This is a genomic window from Marinobacter orientalis, from assembly GCF_004792665.1.
Lineage (GTDB): Bacteria > Pseudomonadota > Gammaproteobacteria > Pseudomonadales > Oleiphilaceae > Marinobacter > Marinobacter orientalis.
Genome location: NZ_SRZX01000001.1, coordinates 79,306 through 95,507, shown reverse-complemented (window position 1 = coordinate 95,507; position 16,202 = coordinate 79,306). Strand labels below are relative to the sequence as shown.

Here is a 16,202-nt window from a genome sequence, read left to right as displayed (position 1 = left end):
GACACGGGTTCAGTTGCCTGCATACCGTTCGTGGAGGATGCCCACCCGTTCCACATAGGCCCGGGTTTCGGCGTAGGGCGGTATGCCGCCATGGCGCCCGACGGCTCCCGGACCGGCATTGTAGGCAGCGGTTGCCAGTTTGATATCACCGTCAAAGCGCTTGAGCATGCGGGCCAGGTAATTGACGCCGCCGCGGATGTTTTCCGGGGCAACCATGGCATCGTGAACGCCCAGCTCATCTGCAGTGGCAGGCATAAGCTGCATCAGTCCCTGGGCGCCCTTCGGTGACAGGGCCTTGTCATTGAACGCGGACTCGGCGTGGATGACAGCCCGCACCAGTGCCGGGTCAACATTGAATTCGCTGGCGGCGATCCTGATCTCGTCCCGGTAGGGTTTCAGGAACAGCGGTGTGGTGCGCCAGTTCACGTTGGAATCCGGGTCGCAGGCATGGCAGTGGAAGCGAATGACATCAAATGCCGCGCTGGCGGGCTGGCTGCTGCTGTAGGCGACCACGCCGTTGTCGTCCCTGTAGCGGTAGACCACTTCATCCTTTGTAGAGGCTCGTTTCTGGCTGCTGCCCTTGACGTTGGTGTACTCCACCGTCCCGTCAGGGTGAACGATGCGCCTGATACTATCGGCCGCCAGGGGTGCAGAGAAGGCCAGTAGCAGAAAGATCAGTGATGAAGCGATAAAGGTTTTGCCGCGTGTCATTGTTTGCTCTTGGGCTGCCTGATCAATGAAGCCGGCTGCCTGTCATAAACGACAGCCGTGGGCCCGATTATACGGCTATAGTTGGTTGAAGAAACCGCAATGTTTGTCTAAAAAGTGTTACTTTTCCGGTATAGCCAGCCAGTTCTCATTATTGGCAGATTCTGGAGGTACGGTGCCCGCGAATAAAACGCCGAGCAATATTGTACTCATCGGTATGCCAGGTAGCGGTAAAAGCACGGTCGGGGTGCTGCTGGCCAAGCGCCTGGGGCTGGGATTCGTTGATACCGACCTGCTGATTCAGCAGGAAGCCGGCCGCACTCTGCAGGAGATTGTCGATGGCGATGGTTACCAGGCGTTAAGGCGAATCGAGGAACAGGTGTTGCTCAAGCTGGATGTAAGGCATCAGGTCATATCTACCGGTGGCAGTGCGGTTTACAGTGAACCGGCGATGCAGCATCTGAAAGCCGATGGTGTGGTGGTATTTCTCGATATCCCCCTGGATATAGTGCTTGATCGCATTGGTGATCACAGCGCACGGGGCATTTCACGCCGTCCGGACCAGTCGCTGGAAGAACTGTTTAATGAGCGTTTTGAGCTCTATTCTGGCGCGGCTGATATTGTCCTTGATTGTGTTGGCAAGAACCACGAAGAGGTTTGTAATGCCGTTTTGGAGGCGTTGAGTGGGAGCTGATAGCGGAATGCCGGCCTCAAAGATTGCTATGCTCTACCAAATAAACCCGGGAGAATTCTAATGTACTTCAAACAGCTTGGTTATCATCTGGTGCTTATTCTGGCACTGGGCATGTCAGGCAATCTCCATGCGGAATCATCCGAGGAGTCCTCAGTCGAGTCCCTGAAGAGAGAAACGCGGGAACTGGGCAAGGCTCTCGAGGAGTTCGGGGCGGACCAGAAAGCGGAGGCGGAAGCGACCATTGAAGCTACGCTCGACGCTCTGGACAGGCGCATTGAAACACTGCAGCAGGAGTTGGACCGGAACTGGGACGACATGAGCGACAAGGCGCGGGAACAGTCAAAGAAAAGTCTGGCGTCACTGCGGGAGCAGCGGGAGCGTGTGCAGAACTGGTTCGAGGAACTTCAGGCCAGTTCATCCTCTGCCTGGGAACGCGCCAGGAAAGGCTTTTCTGACGCCTATGAGGCGCTGTCCGAACAGTGGAATGACACTGAACGCAAACTGACCGACGAGTCGGACAAGAAAAAAGAGAGCATCTGATCCGCTCCCACACACGTCTGACTCGCGGTTAATCATATGCCCCAGATTTTTTATTCGTTTTTTGTGCCGGCGCTGTTCGTCTGGCTGTGGAGCACCGGCTTTATTGGTGCCAAATACGGTTTGCCGTTTGCAGAGCCCTTTACCCTCCTGCTGATACGCATGCTGTTCACGCTGTCGTTACTTGGTGTACTTGCCTGGTTAATGAAAACCCGTTGGCCCGGCTGGCGTGGGGCAGGGCATCTGGCGGTGACAGGATTGCTGGTGCACGGCTGCTACCTGGGGGGTGTGTACTACGCCATACAGGGTGGTATGCCCTCGGGAATTATCTCGCTTATTGTGGGTTTGCAGCCACTGGTAACCTCCGCGGTGGCTATCCTGGTACTCAAGGAGAGTGTCTCGGCACGCCAGTGGCTGGGACTGGCGCTTGGCCTGGTAGGGGTGACCCTGGTGCTGCTCGAGAAATTTGGTGGCGGCCCATCCACCACGGACTTCCCGCTATGGACATTGATCTGGGCGGCGCTCTCCCTCGGCGGCATATCCCTGGGTACCGTCTATCAGAAGCGTCATGGTACCCAGGCGGACCTTGTGGCAGGCACCTTTATTCAATACAGCGCCGCGGCAACGTTTTTTGCCGTGGGGGCTTTTGTCTTTGAAAGCCGTGAGGTGGAATGGGCTCTGCCACTTATATGGTCGATGGCGTGGCTGGTCTTTGGTGTCTCGATCGGTGCGATCCTGCTGTTGATGTGGCTTATTCGCCGTGGCGCAGCATCTCAGGTGGCAAGCCTGTTCTACCTGGTGCCACCGGTAACAGCTCTGGAGGCGTTCTGGCTTTTTGATGAACGGCTGGGTGTGCTGGCGATGATCGGTGGTGCCATATCCATTACCGGGGTTGCGCTGGTGGTGACGCAGCGCAAGGCTTCCCCTTAATCCCAGGGGTTCACCCGGAACAGCGTGCCAAGCCCCGGCTGGGGAGTCAGCTTGCCGCACAGCCTCAGCCCCTCCCAGAAACTGACCTGGTTGGCCGTTAGCACCGGCTTGCCGGCAGCGGCTTCCAGATCCTCCAGCCAGGCAGCCGAATGCAGTGCAGTATCCGGCACCAGTAATGCGTCGGCGTCCGGATGGCTGTTTTCAGTTGCAAACCGCATTACCGCCTCTCGCTCCAGCATGCCTGCTTCTGCGGCGGTAACAATGCCGTGGCTGGTCATGTGTACTACCTCGATATCAAAATGCTCCAGAAATGCCGTAAAAAGCAGAGCAACATTCTCAGGGTAGGTGGCTGCGATGGCGACCCGCTTCGCATTGATTGCGGTAATAGCCCGTGCAAAGCCCATGGCAGTGGTGGACGCGGGAATGTGAAGCAGGTTTTCCAGGGTTTCAATCTGTTCCCTGATACCGTCCATGCCCCGAACGAAGCTGGCGCTGGTGGAGGTCCACAGCACCGCTTCCAGGTCTTTGTTCTCAAGATGCCGTGCGCCTTCGCTGAGGCGCTGTGGGCTTCCCATCTCCCTGAGAGCCTCTACAGTGTGGGCATCTTCATTGAACTCTGTATGGACGACTGTCACCTCCGCTGCCGGCGAGATCATCTTCGCCAACCTTGGGTAATCATCCTCGGCGGCATGGCCGGGGTAGAGAAAAGCCATTCTTGCGGTTGTATTGTTCATCGTGCTGCAACCATTCTGGATCGTTTGAACGTTGTATAATGTCTCCGGCTGACCAGCCTCAGAACGTGGTGTCCAGCACGTTCCCCATCTTTTTCCGGCCCAGCGACCCATCAAATTCGTTGCCGTGCCAGGCGGGATGGCCGGCGATCATTACCAGGGGCACCACGCCATCGGTCCTGTTGACCAGTTGTTCGTGCCGGAACTCCTCCCGGTACTGGCGTCTTACAGTGTTGTTGTGGTCCATGCGTCGCAGTGCCGAAGGGTCCACCAGGATCAGATCTGCCTGGTCACCCACCTCAATGCTGCCACCCTTTACGCCGAACACCCGGGCCGGGTCACGGGTCAGGCGGCGAACCATATAGGCCACATCGATATCGCCGCCGTCCGAGGCCAGTTTCAGTGCCCTCAGGTTGCCGTCGTAGAAGGCCATGTTGGTAAGGTGTGCACCACTATCGTTGAAACCGGGCAGTAGCTGGCGGTCCATCAGCAGGTTGCGCACGGTGCGCTCGTCCCGGTTGGCGGAGACGGTGTGCCAGCTCAGATCCCGGTCGAAGGCCCGCAGCATCGCCAGTACGAAATCGCTTTCATCCTTTACCTGGCTGAAATGATCCTTCAACAGGTCCTGTTCCGCGTCGCTGCTTTCCAGAGACTTTCCTGCATTGGCTGCTTTTACTCTTGCAAAGACCTCAGCGAAGGTTTTGCCTTCCCAGTCCTTCAGCGGGCAGACATCGATGGTCATGTCTTCGAGAGTACGGTTGAAGGCATAATCCTCAAGGCGGAGCAGGCGTTTCAGGCGCTTGGGGCCAAATCCGGTCTTCCCGCTCATCCACATGGCCCTGAACTGCTTGATGTAGGTCGGATCGTTGAGGATTTTCAGTCGTCCGTCCCGGTCTTCCAGCTCGGTTTCATTGAGAATGCGCAGTTCCTCAATTTCCTCGGACAGCGGCGTTACCGCACCGTCGGACCACACCTTGAAGGGGGCTGCCAGGGCCTGCAAATGGAAATCACCCTTCAACAGGCGGGAATTGAGCACCCGTGCCAGAAAACGCGCAAGCCGCACAATCTTGCGGTTGCTATGTACGTCCAGCGCCGCCACAACGGTGGTTTTCAACGGCTTGCCGTGGAGACGGCCGCAGCTGAGCAGGAAGGTCCTGATGGTATCAACGGTGCTGTCTTTCGGCGGCGTGGCCTGCCAGACGCCGCCCTTGCGCCGGACCACATCCGTCAGCTGTTTGATTTCCGGATAGCCGGCAAACTGGGTGGGGATGGTTTTGCGGGTGTTGGGCTGATTGGCGAGGTAATGGAACGGCAGGGCGTCGGTGGAAAAGCCCGCGTAGCCGTCATCCAGTGCCTGCTCCAGCAGTGACTCCATGGCCTTGAGTTCGTCTTCGGTGGGATCGCGGGAGATGCTGGCCTCAAACCCCATGACTTCAATGCGCAGCATTGAGTGGGGCACCAGGGTAACCAGGTTCGGGCCCAGGCTGAGCTTGTTCAGGTGCTGGATGTATTGCTTCGGATTCTGCCAGTCCACGCGGTCGGCGGTTGCTCTCAGTACTTCCTTGGGAATGTTTTCCACCCGGGCGTAGCAGTCCACAATCGGGTCTGCACCGTCCTTGCGCTGGGAACCGAAGGCCAGCCCCAGGCTGCAGTTGGCGATCACCACCGTGGTAGTGCCATGGCGCACGGACTCTGGCAGCCCCGGGGCAACTTCCAGCTCCAGATCGTAATGGGTGTGGATATCGAACAGCCCCGGCATGGCCCAGCGCCCACTGCCATCAATGACCTCGTGCGCTTTTTCCGGATCGAGATTCGTTCCCCGTGCGGCGATCTTGCCATCAGCAACAGCAATATCCTCGCGCACCGGCAGTTCACCGCTGCCATCGAAAACCTTGGCACCCTGGATCAGGTAGTCCCAGGCAATGCCGGTTGTTGTATCGCTCATGGGTGTCTCACCTATCCTGGGCGTTATCTTGTCAGGGAGTTATTTCGGTGGTGTCTCCGGCCGGATTCGCGGGTTCGTCTTTGACGATGATGAATATGGCTCCTATGACAATAACCAGAGCTGCAATCAGCACAGTGGCTGCGCCCAGAATCATCTTGAATTTTGAGGTTTGAAGGCTGCCGCACTCCGGGCATTTTTTACTTCCCGGGGGGATGTTCGTTCCACAGTTGGAGCAGATGTTGTTCGCCATGGTGTTTTTCCTTAGGTCGTGCAGTATCTCTGTCTCAAGATTAAGCTGTGATAGCGGCGGAGCACAAATCCGTACTGTTCCCCGATCCGGGAATTATGCAGTGGCTCCCAGCAAGAGCACTCCCAGGGCAGTCAGTGCCGAGAGGATGCCAACAATGACCACAAGCTGTTTCCAGGGGAATGGTGGCCTGGGCCGGGTTTGCAGTTCGGTTTCCAGGTAGTCACGGAGCAGCTTCGTATTGCGGGCATTGGCCTTCCAGGCAAAGTCGAAAGCATCTCCGACGACCGGAACAAGCCCGCCAAAAAAGTCGATCAGCATATTGCGGACCATCTGCCCTTTAACGCGGCTACTGGCGCCGGCCCGTTGGGCTTCCACCAGCACATAACAGGACATGATCAGCCCTGCGAAATCACCGAGGACCGGCACCAGACCGATTAGGGGCTCGAAGCCGATCCGGAAGCGGGTGAACGGTATACCAATGGCGTTGTCGGCCATTCGGCTGAACCTGTCGAGACGGGCCAGGGCCGCCTGTTTTTGTTCGCGGCTTACCGGTGTTGCCATGACAGCCTGTCCGTTAGTCCCAGGATCTGTTCTTGAGCCGATAGAATTCCTCCACCACATCGTCCATCGCATTTGCATCGTATTCACGCAGTCCACTGACAACCAGCTTTTTGGAAACCTCGCCGGCGGTCTTGCCATCAGTCAGCAGCCGGTAATCCAGTGAGACGTTGCCCCGCTTTCCTTCAGGCTTCAATTCCGCGTTATGAAGTTCCAGGTCAGGATGGGGAGCATCAAGGGTGTCCAGCGTCAGGCTCATGCTCTGGTACATGATCATGGGCCGGTCAGGGTTGAACATTACGCCCTCGCTTTCCATCAGTGGTTTGAGGGTGTGGGGGAAGTTCTTGCCAGAGGCCGCGACGTAACAACGGGTGAAATTCTCGATAACAGTGCGATCGTGCGTAAATTCGCCACTGTGCTCAACCTCGATATAGACCTTGCCCTTATCGTCGTAGACACGGATCAGGCCATCGCTGTCTTTACGGAACTCCAGTGGCACATTCTCCCCCAGCAGGCTGCGGAAGTAGAACGTCATGTTACGGGACAGGCCGAAATGCGCCACCAGCAGGGCAAACAGCAGGTCTCCGGGCACACAGAATCGGCGGGCATCGGGGTTGTGGATGGGGTTGAAATCCCCTGCCACTTCCTTGGCAAAGCGGCTGGCCTGGGTTGCGCTGATCAGTACGTGTCCGTCCTGAATGGAATGGTAGCGTTCAAGAAACATGCGGTGCCTTTTCAATATCGCAAATATGGATGGTTACGATAGTGGCCTTAAAAGCGGTCTGCAGCAAGATGCAACGAAACCAATGTCTAACACAAGCGTGAAAATAACCACTTTTATAGTGGCCTGCAGGGCAGTTTTTGGCTCGATCAATGCCGCTGGTTTACTACACTGATCATTGAAAATGGCAAAGCGCAAAGCTTGTTAATGGAGTTTCAGGATGGATTTTGGTGTTCAATTCAGAACGCAGCGTATCGAGACGTCCGGTGCCGATATTCACCTTGTCCATGGCGGCAAGGGGCCGCCTCTGCTCCTGCTGCACGGCTACCCCCAGACACATGTGATGTGGCACCGGGTGGCGCCCGGACTGGCCCGGGATTTCCATGTGGTATGTCCGGACCTGAGGGGCTACGGAGACAGCTCGAGACCGCCATCGGATACCACTCACAGCCCCTATTCCAAACGCGCAATGGCACTGGATATGGTGGAGGTGATGGCGCACCTGGGCTATCAGCAATTTGCCGTGGCAGGGCATGACCGGGGTGCACGGGTGGCCCATCGCATGGCGCTTGACCATCCCCAGCGGGTATCCCGTGTCTGCGTAATGGATATTGCGCCCACCCTGCACATGTTCAGGCACACCGATCAGAATTTTGCGACGGGGTACTATCACTGGTTCTTTCTGATTCAGCCGGGTGGTCTGCCCGAGCACATGATCGGCGCCGATCCTGATTATTTTCTCAGGGAAAAACTCAGTCGCTGGAGCGGGCCGGATGCCCACTTTGATCCGCAGGCGGTCGCGGAGTATTTACGCTGCTTCCGTGATCCCCGGGTGATTCACGCCTCCTGTGAAGATTACCGTGCCGCCGCCAGTATTGATCTTGAGCACGATGAGCGTGACCGTGATCGCAGGGTTGAATGCCCGATGCTGGTGCTGTGGGGTAGCAAGGGGTTTGTAAACCGTACCTATGATGTCATGGCCGTCTGGCAGGCTTACGCTGACAGGGTTGAGGGCAGGATGCTGGATTGCGGGCATTTTCTGCCCGAGGAGGCGCCGGCGGATGTGCTGGCAGAACTGAGAGCCTGGTGCGCAGCTCCGGACAGTATTGTCAGGCACGATCGGCTGTGAGGTCGGCCGGGTAACAAATCCTTAACCCGCCAGAACGGGGTTAAGTTCAGCAGGGGTCCGGGGGTTGTGCTAATGTGCTAGGTTTTAACGTGTTTCCCGATAAAACCGGTGGTGTTAATGAGCAATCCCAAGCATACCCTTTTCTGGATGACGCTGTTTCTGGCTGTAGTCGGGGTGGTTTGTGCCCTGATTTACAAACCGCTCCAGGCCGCATTCATGGCAAACTGGGTGTTCAACCTGCTGATTGTCTGTGTACTGCTGATCGGCGTAGTCATTACCTACCGCCAGGTTTTCGTGCTGTTCCCGGAACTGCGATGGGTGGCACAGTTCCGTACCGGTCATGCCGGGCTTTCAGTGTTGCAGGAGCCCCGGTTGCTGAAACCGTTGGCACGCCAGCTTGATGACGACTCCAAACGCGACCGTTTCTCCCTGTCTACCATGTCGCTGCGCACGGTTCTCGATGCCATTCATAGCCGGATGGACGAGCAGCGTGAAATTACCCGTTATTTCATCAGTCTGCTGATTTTCCTGGGCCTGCTGGGTACCTTCTGGGGCCTCCTCGGCACCATCAATTCGGTGGGAGAGGTCATCGTAAACCTGGATATGGGGCAGGAAGATTTTGGTGAAGTGTTTGCCGGGCTTCAATCGGGGCTACTGAAGCCGCTTCAGGGCATGGGGACGGCATTCAGTTCATCACTTTTGGGGTTGGGTGGCTCGCTTGTGCTCGGCTTTCTGGATATCCAGGCAGGGCATGCCCAGAACCGCTTTTACGACGGTCTGGAAGAGTGGCTGACCGGCGTCACCAACCTGGTGGATCGGGTTGACGATGCACCGGAATAACAGGGCGGCGCCATGATCGGCTCGAGACGTCGTACCCGCAGCAACATCAACGTATGGCCCGGCTACGTGGATGCGCTTTCCGCATTGTTGATGCTGATTATCTTCATGCTGCTGATCTATGTGGTCAGCCAGCTCTATCTCTCTCAGACCCTGTCAGATCGTGATTCGGAACTGGCCAGACTGAACAGCCAGCTGGAGGAAATTTCACGGCTGCTGGGGCTGGAGCGTGCACAGACAGATGCACTGGAAGAGGAAATGGCAGCTGTCCAGAGCAGTTATAGTGAAAGCCTGGCCCTGAATGAGTCGCTTCGTGCGGAACTTGAAGAGGAAAGGGCGCAACGGCTGGCGCAGCAATACAATGCCGAAGCCCAGGCCATGCGGGTGGAGGACCTGCAACAGGCAGTCTCCAGCGCCGAGGCGGAACTGGATGAAGAAGAACAGCTTACCGCCTCCCAGCGTGTCATCATCCAGCGGCTGTCGAACCAGATTACGGCCCTGCAGGACCAGCTGAGCCGCATTGCCGCGGCGCTGCGACTGCAGGAAGATCTGACGGCCGAGAAAGAGGCCGAGCTGGAAGAGGTAGGTAAACGCCTGAACAGGCTACTGGCGGAACGGGTCAATGAACTGGAGCGCTATCAGTCCGAGTTCTTTGGCCGGTTACGGCAGATTCTCCAGGATAACGAGAACATCCGCATTGTCGGCGACCGCTTCCTGCTGCCTTCCGAGCTGCTGTTTGCTTCCGGCTCGGCCAGTCTGGGCCAGGAAGGCAAGCGGGAACTGGATAAACTGGCAGACGTGCTTCTGGATGTTGCCTCGGCCATCCCGGATGATATTGACTGGATTCTGCGTATCGATGGCCACACCGACCGCATTCCGATCAATACCGAAGAGTTTCCATCCAACTGGGAGTTGTCCACTGCCAGGGCGGTGGCGGTGGTGCGCTACCTTGCCTCACAGGGCGTGCCTGAGACCCGTATGGCAGCAGCCGGGTTCGGTGAGTTCTTCCCGGTCGCCGAGGGCAGTTCCCCTGAAGCTTTACAGCGGAACCGCCGTATCGAGATCAAACTGACCGACCGCTGAGGAGACCTCAGCCGGCCCGTCCGAAAACGCGTTCGAAGAAGCCCACTTCCCGAACGTCCGGAATAGGCAGGTCTGCGTTGCTTTCCAGTGCCTGGCGCCAGAAACGCTCGGGATCGTCCAGGTGCGCGACCTTCTTGCGCTCGTCTTCGCTGTAGGAGTTGTGGTCGCCGCCAATGCCCGCTTCCATAAGCGCCTGCGCCCAGAGGTACAGGGCGCTGCGGATAACCCGAAGGAGTCTGCAGTAGCTGTCCCTGCTCATGGTGATTGCCAGTTCCGCGGTGAGGTTGATCTGGCCCTGCAATGCGGCCATTTCCTCCTTATCGAACACTATCCGGTTACCCGTGCCTTTTTTGCAGCTGAGGCAGGTTTTCTCAAGGGACTTGACGCCCTCCGGCATATCACGGTGCCCGAATTCCTGCTTCTGCCTGTTGTCGACCGGTGCCGGAATCCAGCCATACTGGGGAGAGCGGGCAACGATGTGGCCAGGTACGTCACGGCGGTAGGGAGGTAACGAAGACAGGTCGCCGTAGCCGTCAAATTCTGTTCGCATCCAGGAGGCCATGGTTCGCTGGCGGAGCATCATGGCCAGGGTAATGGCAGAAGGCATTATTTCCTCAAGCAGCTCGCTGCCGTCCTGAAGCCGTTCGTCGAGGTGTTCAACCGCTGCTGACATCGTTGTTCTCCCTTTACTGCAGGCAGGGGCATAGCTTTCCCTGCGTCGTTGTTGTTTTTGTCATAGGCTTCCGGCGGCATGACGCCGGAGCCGTTGCTTAAAAATTAGGCGGTATCGGGCCTGTCTTCCGTTGTAAAAAAGTACCTCTTTGTTACTGGAAGTAATGGGGGCCTGACAGGTATGCTCGTACGCCTTTGCATTCGCGAACCTGCTTGCGTGAACCTACTTGCCGGAATCTGGGTACCACTATGTCTGAGCTGGCGCTGTACCAGTATGTCCTGGTTGGCCTGATCTTTGTCTGGAGCGGCTTCGTCCGTTCCGGGCTCGGCTTCGGCGGCGCGGTGCTGTCGTTGCCGTTTCTGCTCCTGGTGCTGGATGAACCGCTGGTGTTCCTGCCTATTATTGCCGTACATCTGCTGGTGTTTTCATCGCTCACCATCTGGATGAACAATCGCAAGTCGTCGGGAACGGATGAGCAGGGGCGCACGTCGGCAGGGACTGTGGACTGGCGTTACCTGTGGCGGATTCTGGGCATCATGATTGTGCCAAAGCTGATCGGTGTGTTCGGGCTTATTACCCTGCCTTCAGATGTCATGAGCACTATTATCTTTGCGATCGTCGCGCTTTATTCTGTCTCCTACATCCTCGACCGGCCCTTTCGCAGCGGCAGTCGCGCCGTCGACACGGTTTTCCTGATGGTGGGCGGGTATGTCAGTGGCACTTCATTGATAGGGGCACCCCTGATCATCGCCGTGGTCGCACAACATCTGCCCAGGGAACGACTGCGGGACACCCTGTTCGCCCTCTGGTTCATTCTGGTGGCCATCAAGATGGCGGCCTTTATCTGGGTAGGCGTCGATCTGCAGTTGATCCACCACCTCTGGCTTTTGCCCTGTGCGGCCGTGGGTCATGTCACCGGCCTTTACGTCCACGACCGAATGCTGAGGGCAGAAACGCCGGTGTTTTTCCGTGTGCTCGGCGTTGTGCTGCTGATTGTCAGCAGTATCGGGATGATAAAGGTTATCTTTCCCGGCTAGCCGAGCGTTGCGTCCAGAAACATCATGACCACAAAGCCGCCCAGCAGGGAAAACGTGGCCAGGGTCTTGAACTGGCCGCGATGGGTCTCCGGAATAATCTCATCGCTTATAATAAACAGCATGGCGCCGGCCGCAAAACCGAGGGTCCAGGGCATGATGGGTTCGGCAAGCCATACCATGGCGCTGCCGAAAAGACCGCCAACGGGCTCCAGCAGGCCTGTCAGCACAGCGATAAAGAAGGATTTGGTCCGCGAGTGCTCGATGGCCAGTAGTGACACCGCCACTGCCAGACCTTCGGGAATATTCTGTAATCCGATACCGAGGGCCAAAGCGGTGCCATTGCCAATGTCGCCTCCGGCGAAACCCACACCGACCGCCATGCCCTCGGGGAAGTTGTGCAGGGCTATGGCGATGATAAACAGCCAGATCCGGCGGATGCGGGCGCTCTCCGGCCCCTCGCGCCCCAGGGTAAAGTGCTCGTGAGGCAGCCGCTGGTGAATGCCGAAAAGCAGTCCCGCACCCATGAGCAGGCCTGCAATGACCATCAGCGACGCACTCCAGGTCGCCCCGGTCAGTTCCTCCCCGTATTTGATCCCGGGCAGCAGCAGCGAAAAAAAAGACGCTGCCAGCATGACGCCGGCGGCAGCGCTCAGCATGCCGTCCTGCAGTTGTGGCGTGAGTTTTCTCACCAGAAACACACCCAGTGCGCCGACACCGGTCCCCAGGCCAGCCAGCAGGCTGGCCGTGGCTCCCAGCAAGACTACGTTAACCTCCTCCAGCATTGGCCTCCCTATTGTCCCGATTGCGGCTTGATCAGTGTGTCGCCGCCAGATTAAACGTTAACCATGTTGGTGGCGCGCTGACGGTTTATAATTTATACGTAGATACGCTCAATGGTAATAGTTACGCCCGGATTTGAATACTGGCTCAGCACGCATAGGAATGTCATGGTCTATTGGTTGATGGCAAACCCCAAGGCAGGGGAACAAGGCAGTCGCGGCGCCGATTTCTGGCGCACGCATCTGGAAGCGGCCGGTATTTCCGGTATCAGGGACTGCAGCCTCGCCGATACCGGCTGGACAGGCGAGATTGATGCCCGGGACATCCTGCTGGCGGCAGGAGGGGACGGGTCGGTGAATGCTGCGGCAGTTCTGTGCCTGGAATCCGGAGCGACCCTTGCAGTGCTTCCGTCCGGCACCGCCAACGATTTTGCCCGCAATCTCAAGCTTCCGGCGGATCCCCGGCAGATCTGTAACCTGGTGGCAGCAGGCCGGACACGCAGGGTTGATGTTGCCATTGCCGATCAGGGGATGTTTCTCAACGTTGCCCATATCGGTCTTGGAACACTTGCCGTCCGGGAGTCGTCGGGGGAAACCAAGCGGTTTCTCGGTCGCTTCAGTTATGTTGCGGCTTTGCTGCAGAAACTGTCGGCTTATCGCGGGTTCCACGGCCGGATTGAAACCCGAACCGGCAACGTGACCGGGCGCTGGCTCACCATTGCCGTCTCTTCCGGCGCCTTTTTCGGTGGTGGGAACGAGATCCCCGAGGCATCAGCCGGTGATGGGCAGCTGGATGTGATCGCGGTTCGCCCGCGGTCGATGTTCCAGCTTTTGCTGACCTTTCTCACTGTCCGCCTGCGCCGGAGCTCACCAAAGCGCACCAGCACGGTGGTGCATCTTAAAAGCCCCGAGGTCAGAGTCACCACCCGTTCCTCAAAAACCGTCACCATGGATGGGGAGATTGCCGGGAAGACACCGCTGGACGCAAAATGCCGGCCGGCCTGCCTGGAGGTGATCTGTGAAGGGCTGGTCACTACTTAGCACGGGCTGGCAGTGATGACCTAGCGGCTGTCGGTACTTTCAAAGATTTTGTCCGCTGAAGCGGCGACAAATCCGCTGTAAAGCTGGCCGTCGGATTTGGGGTAGCGGAGCGCAAACTCATAGAAGCAGCTGGGTATGGCTGCTTTCTGATCAGAGAACGCCACTTCGGCCCGATCCGCCATGGTGGAAGACTGCTCCAGCAGTTCTTCGGGAGAGCCCTTGATTTCCCCGCCGGAGTTGTTCACCCGGTAACCATGGTCTTTCAGAACCTGGTTTATCTCCGCCACCGTCCGGAAGCGACTCAGGGCGTTGACGCTCACCGTGAAATGGTTGGCGCGGAAGCCCCAGGCAGCCACCCAGGCCGCGTACTCGCTTTCTTCCAGCAGAGCCTGGTAGGTAGGATAGTCGATGTCCCAGTGGCGCCCGGAATACAGGAAGTTGTCGGCCGTCCCCGCCGCCGGATCCATCTGACTCACCAGCTGGTGAATGATAGCCTGCGCCGGCTCGGAGCACTGTTCCACCAGCAGCTCGGAAATAAACACCTTGGGGGCGGACGGGTCGGGGTGTTCATAATGCCTGGCGTAGAGCTTCTTCGCTTCAAAATGATAGTCACCGCCCTGCTGGTAGCCCAGAGCCAGAAAGTGTGCTGCCAGCTTGTCCAGATTGACCTTCTCGAGGTTGAAGGTGCGCAGGGCGATGTGGTCGTTCACGATCTCTCCGCCCTGGGTGTCATCCAGCAACCGGTGGATATGCTCGGCGGATGGGGTTACTTCACAATAATTGTCCCAAAGACGACTGAACAGGGTGTCTCTATCGGTGTGCATGGAGCGCCTCCTTTTTCTGGTTCATTGGAATGGCCGCACGCTGCCTGTCTGTGCTTGTGGTGGCCAGTTCCGTAAATCGGGCATGTCCATCGTTACCCAGCTGAAGCGTGTTTGCCAGTGTTCTCGGCACCTGTAACAGGTTGCGCGCGGGCAGATACTTGGCCGCACTGGTAACGGTGGCGCGGAAATCCGCTGTTCCTGTATTGGTTATGACCAACGTTCGTCCCCTGCCGCCCCCGTTCCATTTTTCCAGCGCCGGCTGGACATCATCAACAACCTGAATCCGGCACCCGGCAGAAGTCGACACAGAACGGATGTCGTGCAGCCTGGCCTCCACTGAAGGGCCTCCGTCGAACAGGTCAATGTAACCGGTATGGCGGAAGCCTTCGGCCTCAAGCATGTTCAGGGCAGGGCGGGTATTGTCATGCACCTGGCCGATAACCGCACGGGCGCTTTCGTCCATCAGCTGGGTATAGAGTGGGTGCCGGGGCATCAGGTCTGCAATAAAACCATTGTCTCCGGTGCCAACCATGCGAGTCACCGTGTCAAAATCGAGGTCCACGAAATGCGCGCGTAACCAGTTCCAGAACGGGGACTGCCCACTCTCGTTCGACACGCCTCGCATCTCCGCGATGACTGTTTCTGCAAATCGTTGGGGGTGTTGCGCCATGAACAGGAAACGGACTCGCGAGAGCAGCTTGCCGGCTTGCGCCCGGCGAAATCTCGGCCGCAGAAACAGCGTGCAGATTTCACTGCAACCGGTGTAGTGGTTACACATGTTCAGTACTTCCATTCGCCGGTGCAGATTCAGTTCCGGTGAATGGTGAACCACCAGGCTACGGTGGTAATGATACAGCGGCCGGCGGGTGCCCACCGAGGCTTCAATGCCGGTAGTGCCCATGATCTCACCGGTTTCGGAATCTTCCAGAACAAACAGGTAACTTTCGTCGCCGGGCGAAGTCACGGTGCGTGCGAAGCTTGCCAGGGAGCGATCGATTTTCCGGGTCAGGAAATCGCAGTCATCCACCAGTGAGGTAAAGCCGGGGCCGGATTCCACAGCTATTTGCTGTAGGGAAGGGAGGTCCGTTATGGCAACCGGGCGGATAATCATGGTGACATCCTCATCTGTTACTGCCTCTGTACTGGTGAAGATCGGTGAGGACAGTATGATGAGGCGGGCTGTCATTTTGTAGCTGCGATTTATCAGAAATGATATTTTATAGTTACAAAATGGCGTTAAGGTTCGGCAATATGATCAGCAAGCAAGACCAGCAACTGCTATTGAAGCTTCGCCAGAATGCCCGTTCCAGTATTTCCGATCTCGCCCGTGCCCTGAACGTCTCGCGTTCAACCGTGCAGAATCGCATAGCGAAGCTCGAGGCCAGTGGTGTGATCCGGGGCTATTCCGTGCAACTGGGTGGCGAGTTCTCGGCCAATCAGGTGGAGGCGCACGTGTCGATCAAGGTCTTTCAGAAGCTGACGGCACGGACCAATACCGCCCTTGAGCTGATCAGCCAGGTGTCCCAGTTGTATTCAGTCAGTGGCGAGTACGACCTGATCGCCATTGTTCAGGCGCAATCGTTGGAGGAGCTCAGTACTGTGCTCGACGAGATAGGCAATCTGGAAGGGGTCGAGCGGACCAACTCAGCGGTGGTGCTGGAAACGCGTTTTCGCCGCTGAGCGGCTAGTGTCCCGCAGTAGATTAACGAATTAGCCAGACGGGAC

At 57.5% G+C, this 16,202-nt stretch carries 19 protein-coding genes; 9 read left to right on the top strand and 10 right to left on the bottom strand.

Going from position 1 to position 16,202, the window contains the following annotated elements:
• Positions 1-9: 9 nt before the first annotated feature.
• Complete coding sequence (locus DIT72_RS00510; RefSeq protein ID WP_135953261.1) at positions 10-711, bottom strand: lytic transglycosylase domain-containing protein; 702 nt, start codon at positions 709-711, stop codon at positions 10-12.
• Positions 712-883: 172 nt separating this feature from the next.
• On the opposite strand from DIT72_RS00510, the gene DIT72_RS00505 reads away from it, so the two are divergent.
• Genes DIT72_RS00505 through DIT72_RS00495 form a run of 3 tightly spaced genes read left to right on the top strand, consistent with a single transcriptional unit; the run spans position 884 to position 2,869 of the window.
• Positions 884-1,402 carry a shikimate kinase gene (locus tag DIT72_RS00505; protein ID WP_265937485.1) on the top strand — a complete coding sequence of 173 codons (519 nt, stop codon included), beginning with the start codon at positions 884-886 and terminating at the stop codon, positions 1,400-1,402.
• 60 nt (positions 1,403-1,462) lie between these two features.
• Positions 1,463-1,942, top strand: a complete 480-nt coding sequence (locus DIT72_RS00500) for a sll1863 family stress response protein (protein WP_135953260.1) — start codon at positions 1,463-1,465, stop codon at positions 1,940-1,942.
• A 36-nt stretch (positions 1,943-1,978) separates the two neighbouring features.
• Positions 1,979-2,869 carry a DMT family transporter gene (locus DIT72_RS00495; protein WP_135953259.1) on the top strand — a complete coding sequence of 297 codons (891 nt, stop codon included), beginning with the start codon at positions 1,979-1,981 and terminating at the stop codon, positions 2,867-2,869.
• Here DIT72_RS00495 and DIT72_RS00490 read toward each other — a convergent pair.
• The 5 genes from DIT72_RS00490 to DIT72_RS00470 form a co-directional block, all read right to left on the bottom strand.
• A complete protein-coding gene (locus tag DIT72_RS00490; RefSeq protein WP_135953258.1) occupies positions 2,866-3,603 on the bottom strand; it encodes a maleate cis-trans isomerase family protein in 738 nt (245 codons plus the stop codon). The genes DIT72_RS00495 and DIT72_RS00490 overlap by 4 nt on opposite strands.
• Before the next feature lie 58 nt (positions 3,604-3,661).
• Positions 3,662-5,545: an N-acyl-D-amino-acid deacylase family protein gene (locus tag DIT72_RS00485; RefSeq protein ID WP_135953257.1), complete on the bottom strand. Its 1,884-nt coding sequence runs from the start codon at positions 5,543-5,545 to the stop codon at positions 3,662-3,664.
• 31 nt (positions 5,546-5,576) lie between these two features.
• The gene (locus DIT72_RS00480; protein ID WP_135953256.1) at positions 5,577-5,795 is read right to left on the bottom strand and encodes a zinc-ribbon domain-containing protein; all 219 of its coding nucleotides are present in this window, start codon (positions 5,793-5,795) and stop codon (positions 5,577-5,579) included.
• 93 nt (positions 5,796-5,888) lie between these two features.
• Entirely contained in the window at positions 5,889-6,356 is a 468-nt protein-coding gene (locus tag DIT72_RS00475) for a DUF4112 domain-containing protein (RefSeq protein ID WP_135953255.1), read from the bottom strand.
• A 13-nt stretch (positions 6,357-6,369) separates the two neighbouring features.
• Positions 6,370-7,077 carry a DUF3581 family protein gene (locus DIT72_RS00470; protein WP_135953254.1) on the bottom strand — a complete coding sequence of 236 codons (708 nt, stop codon included), beginning with the start codon at positions 7,075-7,077 and terminating at the stop codon, positions 6,370-6,372.
• Positions 7,078-7,294: 217 nt separating this feature from the next.
• Between DIT72_RS00470 and DIT72_RS00465 the strand changes: the two genes are divergently transcribed.
• The 3 genes from DIT72_RS00465 (at position 7,295) to DIT72_RS00455 (ending at position 10,123) form a co-directional block, all read left to right on the top strand.
• Positions 7,295-8,203, top strand: a complete 909-nt coding sequence (locus tag DIT72_RS00465) for an alpha/beta fold hydrolase (RefSeq protein ID WP_135953253.1) — start codon at positions 7,295-7,297, stop codon at positions 8,201-8,203.
• Positions 8,204-8,320: 117 nt separating this feature from the next.
• A complete protein-coding gene (locus DIT72_RS00460) occupies positions 8,321-9,043 on the top strand; it encodes a MotA/TolQ/ExbB proton channel family protein (protein ID WP_135953252.1) in 723 nt (240 codons plus the stop codon).
• Between the two features lie 12 nt (positions 9,044-9,055).
• Positions 9,056-10,123: a peptidoglycan -binding protein gene (locus tag DIT72_RS00455; protein ID WP_135953251.1), complete on the top strand. Its 1,068-nt coding sequence runs from the start codon at positions 9,056-9,058 to the stop codon at positions 10,121-10,123.
• A 7-nt stretch (positions 10,124-10,130) separates the two neighbouring features.
• On the opposite strand, the gene DIT72_RS00450 is transcribed toward DIT72_RS00455, so the two are convergent.
• A complete protein-coding gene (locus tag DIT72_RS00450; protein ID WP_135953250.1) occupies positions 10,131-10,796 on the bottom strand; it encodes an AbiTii domain-containing protein in 666 nt (221 codons plus the stop codon).
• A gap of 248 nt (positions 10,797-11,044) precedes the next feature.
• Between DIT72_RS00450 and DIT72_RS00445 the strand changes: the two genes are divergently transcribed.
• On the top strand, positions 11,045-11,833 hold the full coding sequence (locus DIT72_RS00445) for a TSUP family transporter (protein ID WP_135953249.1): 789 nt from the start codon (positions 11,045-11,047) through the stop codon (positions 11,831-11,833).
• On the opposite strand, the gene DIT72_RS00440 is transcribed toward DIT72_RS00445, so the two are convergent.
• Complete coding sequence (locus DIT72_RS00440) at positions 11,830-12,615, bottom strand: ZIP family metal transporter (protein WP_135953248.1); 786 nt, start codon at positions 12,613-12,615, stop codon at positions 11,830-11,832. The two genes, DIT72_RS00445 and DIT72_RS00440, sit on opposite strands and share 4 nt — an antisense overlap.
• Positions 12,616-12,780: 165 nt before the next feature.
• On the opposite strand from DIT72_RS00440, the gene DIT72_RS00435 reads away from it, so the two are divergent.
• Complete coding sequence (locus tag DIT72_RS00435; RefSeq protein WP_135953247.1) at positions 12,781-13,653, top strand: diacylglycerol/lipid kinase family protein; 873 nt, start codon at positions 12,781-12,783, stop codon at positions 13,651-13,653.
• Positions 13,654-13,673: 20 nt separating this feature from the next.
• Here the strand turns inward: DIT72_RS00435 and DIT72_RS00430 are convergent, their stop codons facing one another.
• Together DIT72_RS00430 and DIT72_RS00425 are read right to left on the bottom strand one after the other, a co-directional pair.
• Entirely contained in the window at positions 13,674-14,477 is an 804-nt protein-coding gene (locus DIT72_RS00430; protein ID WP_135953246.1) for a DUF1338 domain-containing protein, read from the bottom strand.
• A complete protein-coding gene (locus DIT72_RS00425) occupies positions 14,464-15,663 on the bottom strand; it encodes an arginine N-succinyltransferase (protein ID WP_228260687.1) in 1,200 nt (399 codons plus the stop codon). Before DIT72_RS00425 ends, DIT72_RS00430 begins: the two co-directional genes overlap by 14 nt.
• A 65-nt stretch (positions 15,664-15,728) precedes the next feature.
• Between DIT72_RS00425 and DIT72_RS00420 the strand changes: the two genes are divergently transcribed.
• Positions 15,729-16,157 carry an Lrp/AsnC family transcriptional regulator gene (locus DIT72_RS00420; RefSeq protein ID WP_135953245.1) on the top strand — a complete coding sequence of 143 codons (429 nt, stop codon included), beginning with the start codon at positions 15,729-15,731 and terminating at the stop codon, positions 16,155-16,157.
• Positions 16,158-16,202 lie beyond the last annotated feature (45 nt).

What these genes read in the sequence shown, in the direction of transcription:
- DIT72_RS00510 (WP_135953261.1), bottom strand. Translation starts at nt 711, where the DNA reads ATGACACGCGGCAAAACCTTTATCGCTTCATCACTGATCTTTCTGCTA.
- DIT72_RS00500 (WP_135953260.1), top strand. Translation starts at nt 1,463, where the DNA reads ATGTACTTCAAACAGCTTGGTTATCATCTGGTGCTTATTCTGGCACTG.
- DIT72_RS00495 (WP_135953259.1), top strand. Translation starts at nt 1,979, where the DNA reads ATGCCCCAGATTTTTTATTCGTTTTTTGTGCCGGCGCTGTTCGTCTGG.
- DIT72_RS00490 (WP_135953258.1), bottom strand. Translation starts at nt 3,603, where the DNA reads ATGAACAATACAACCGCAAGAATGGCTTTTCTCTACCCCGGCCATGCC.
- DIT72_RS00485 (WP_135953257.1), bottom strand. Translation starts at nt 5,545, where the DNA reads ATGAGCGATACAACAACCGGCATTGCCTGGGACTACCTGATCCAGGGT.
- DIT72_RS00480 (WP_135953256.1), bottom strand. Translation starts at nt 5,795, where the DNA reads ATGGCGAACAACATCTGCTCCAACTGTGGAACGAACATCCCCCCGGGA.
- DIT72_RS00475 (WP_135953255.1), bottom strand. Translation starts at nt 6,356, where the DNA reads ATGGCAACACCGGTAAGCCGCGAACAAAAACAGGCGGCCCTGGCCCGT.
- DIT72_RS00470 (WP_135953254.1), bottom strand. Translation starts at nt 7,077, where the DNA reads ATGTTTCTTGAACGCTACCATTCCATTCAGGACGGACACGTACTGATC.
- DIT72_RS00465 (WP_135953253.1), top strand. Translation starts at nt 7,295, where the DNA reads ATGGATTTTGGTGTTCAATTCAGAACGCAGCGTATCGAGACGTCCGGT.
- DIT72_RS00460 (WP_135953252.1), top strand. Translation starts at nt 8,321, where the DNA reads ATGAGCAATCCCAAGCATACCCTTTTCTGGATGACGCTGTTTCTGGCT.
- DIT72_RS00455 (WP_135953251.1), top strand. Translation starts at nt 9,056, where the DNA reads ATGATCGGCTCGAGACGTCGTACCCGCAGCAACATCAACGTATGGCCC.
- DIT72_RS00450 (WP_135953250.1), bottom strand. Translation starts at nt 10,796, where the DNA reads ATGTCAGCAGCGGTTGAACACCTCGACGAACGGCTTCAGGACGGCAGC.
- DIT72_RS00445 (WP_135953249.1), top strand. Translation starts at nt 11,045, where the DNA reads ATGTCTGAGCTGGCGCTGTACCAGTATGTCCTGGTTGGCCTGATCTTT.
- DIT72_RS00440 (WP_135953248.1), bottom strand. Translation starts at nt 12,615, where the DNA reads ATGCTGGAGGAGGTTAACGTAGTCTTGCTGGGAGCCACGGCCAGCCTG.
- DIT72_RS00435 (WP_135953247.1), top strand. Translation starts at nt 12,781, where the DNA reads ATGGTCTATTGGTTGATGGCAAACCCCAAGGCAGGGGAACAAGGCAGT.
- DIT72_RS00430 (WP_135953246.1), bottom strand. Translation starts at nt 14,477, where the DNA reads ATGCACACCGATAGAGACACCCTGTTCAGTCGTCTTTGGGACAATTAT.
- DIT72_RS00425 (WP_228260687.1), bottom strand. Translation starts at nt 15,663, where the DNA reads ATGACAGCCCGCCTCATCATACTGTCCTCACCGATCTTCACCAGTACA.
- DIT72_RS00420 (WP_135953245.1), top strand. Translation starts at nt 15,729, where the DNA reads ATGATCAGCAAGCAAGACCAGCAACTGCTATTGAAGCTTCGCCAGAAT.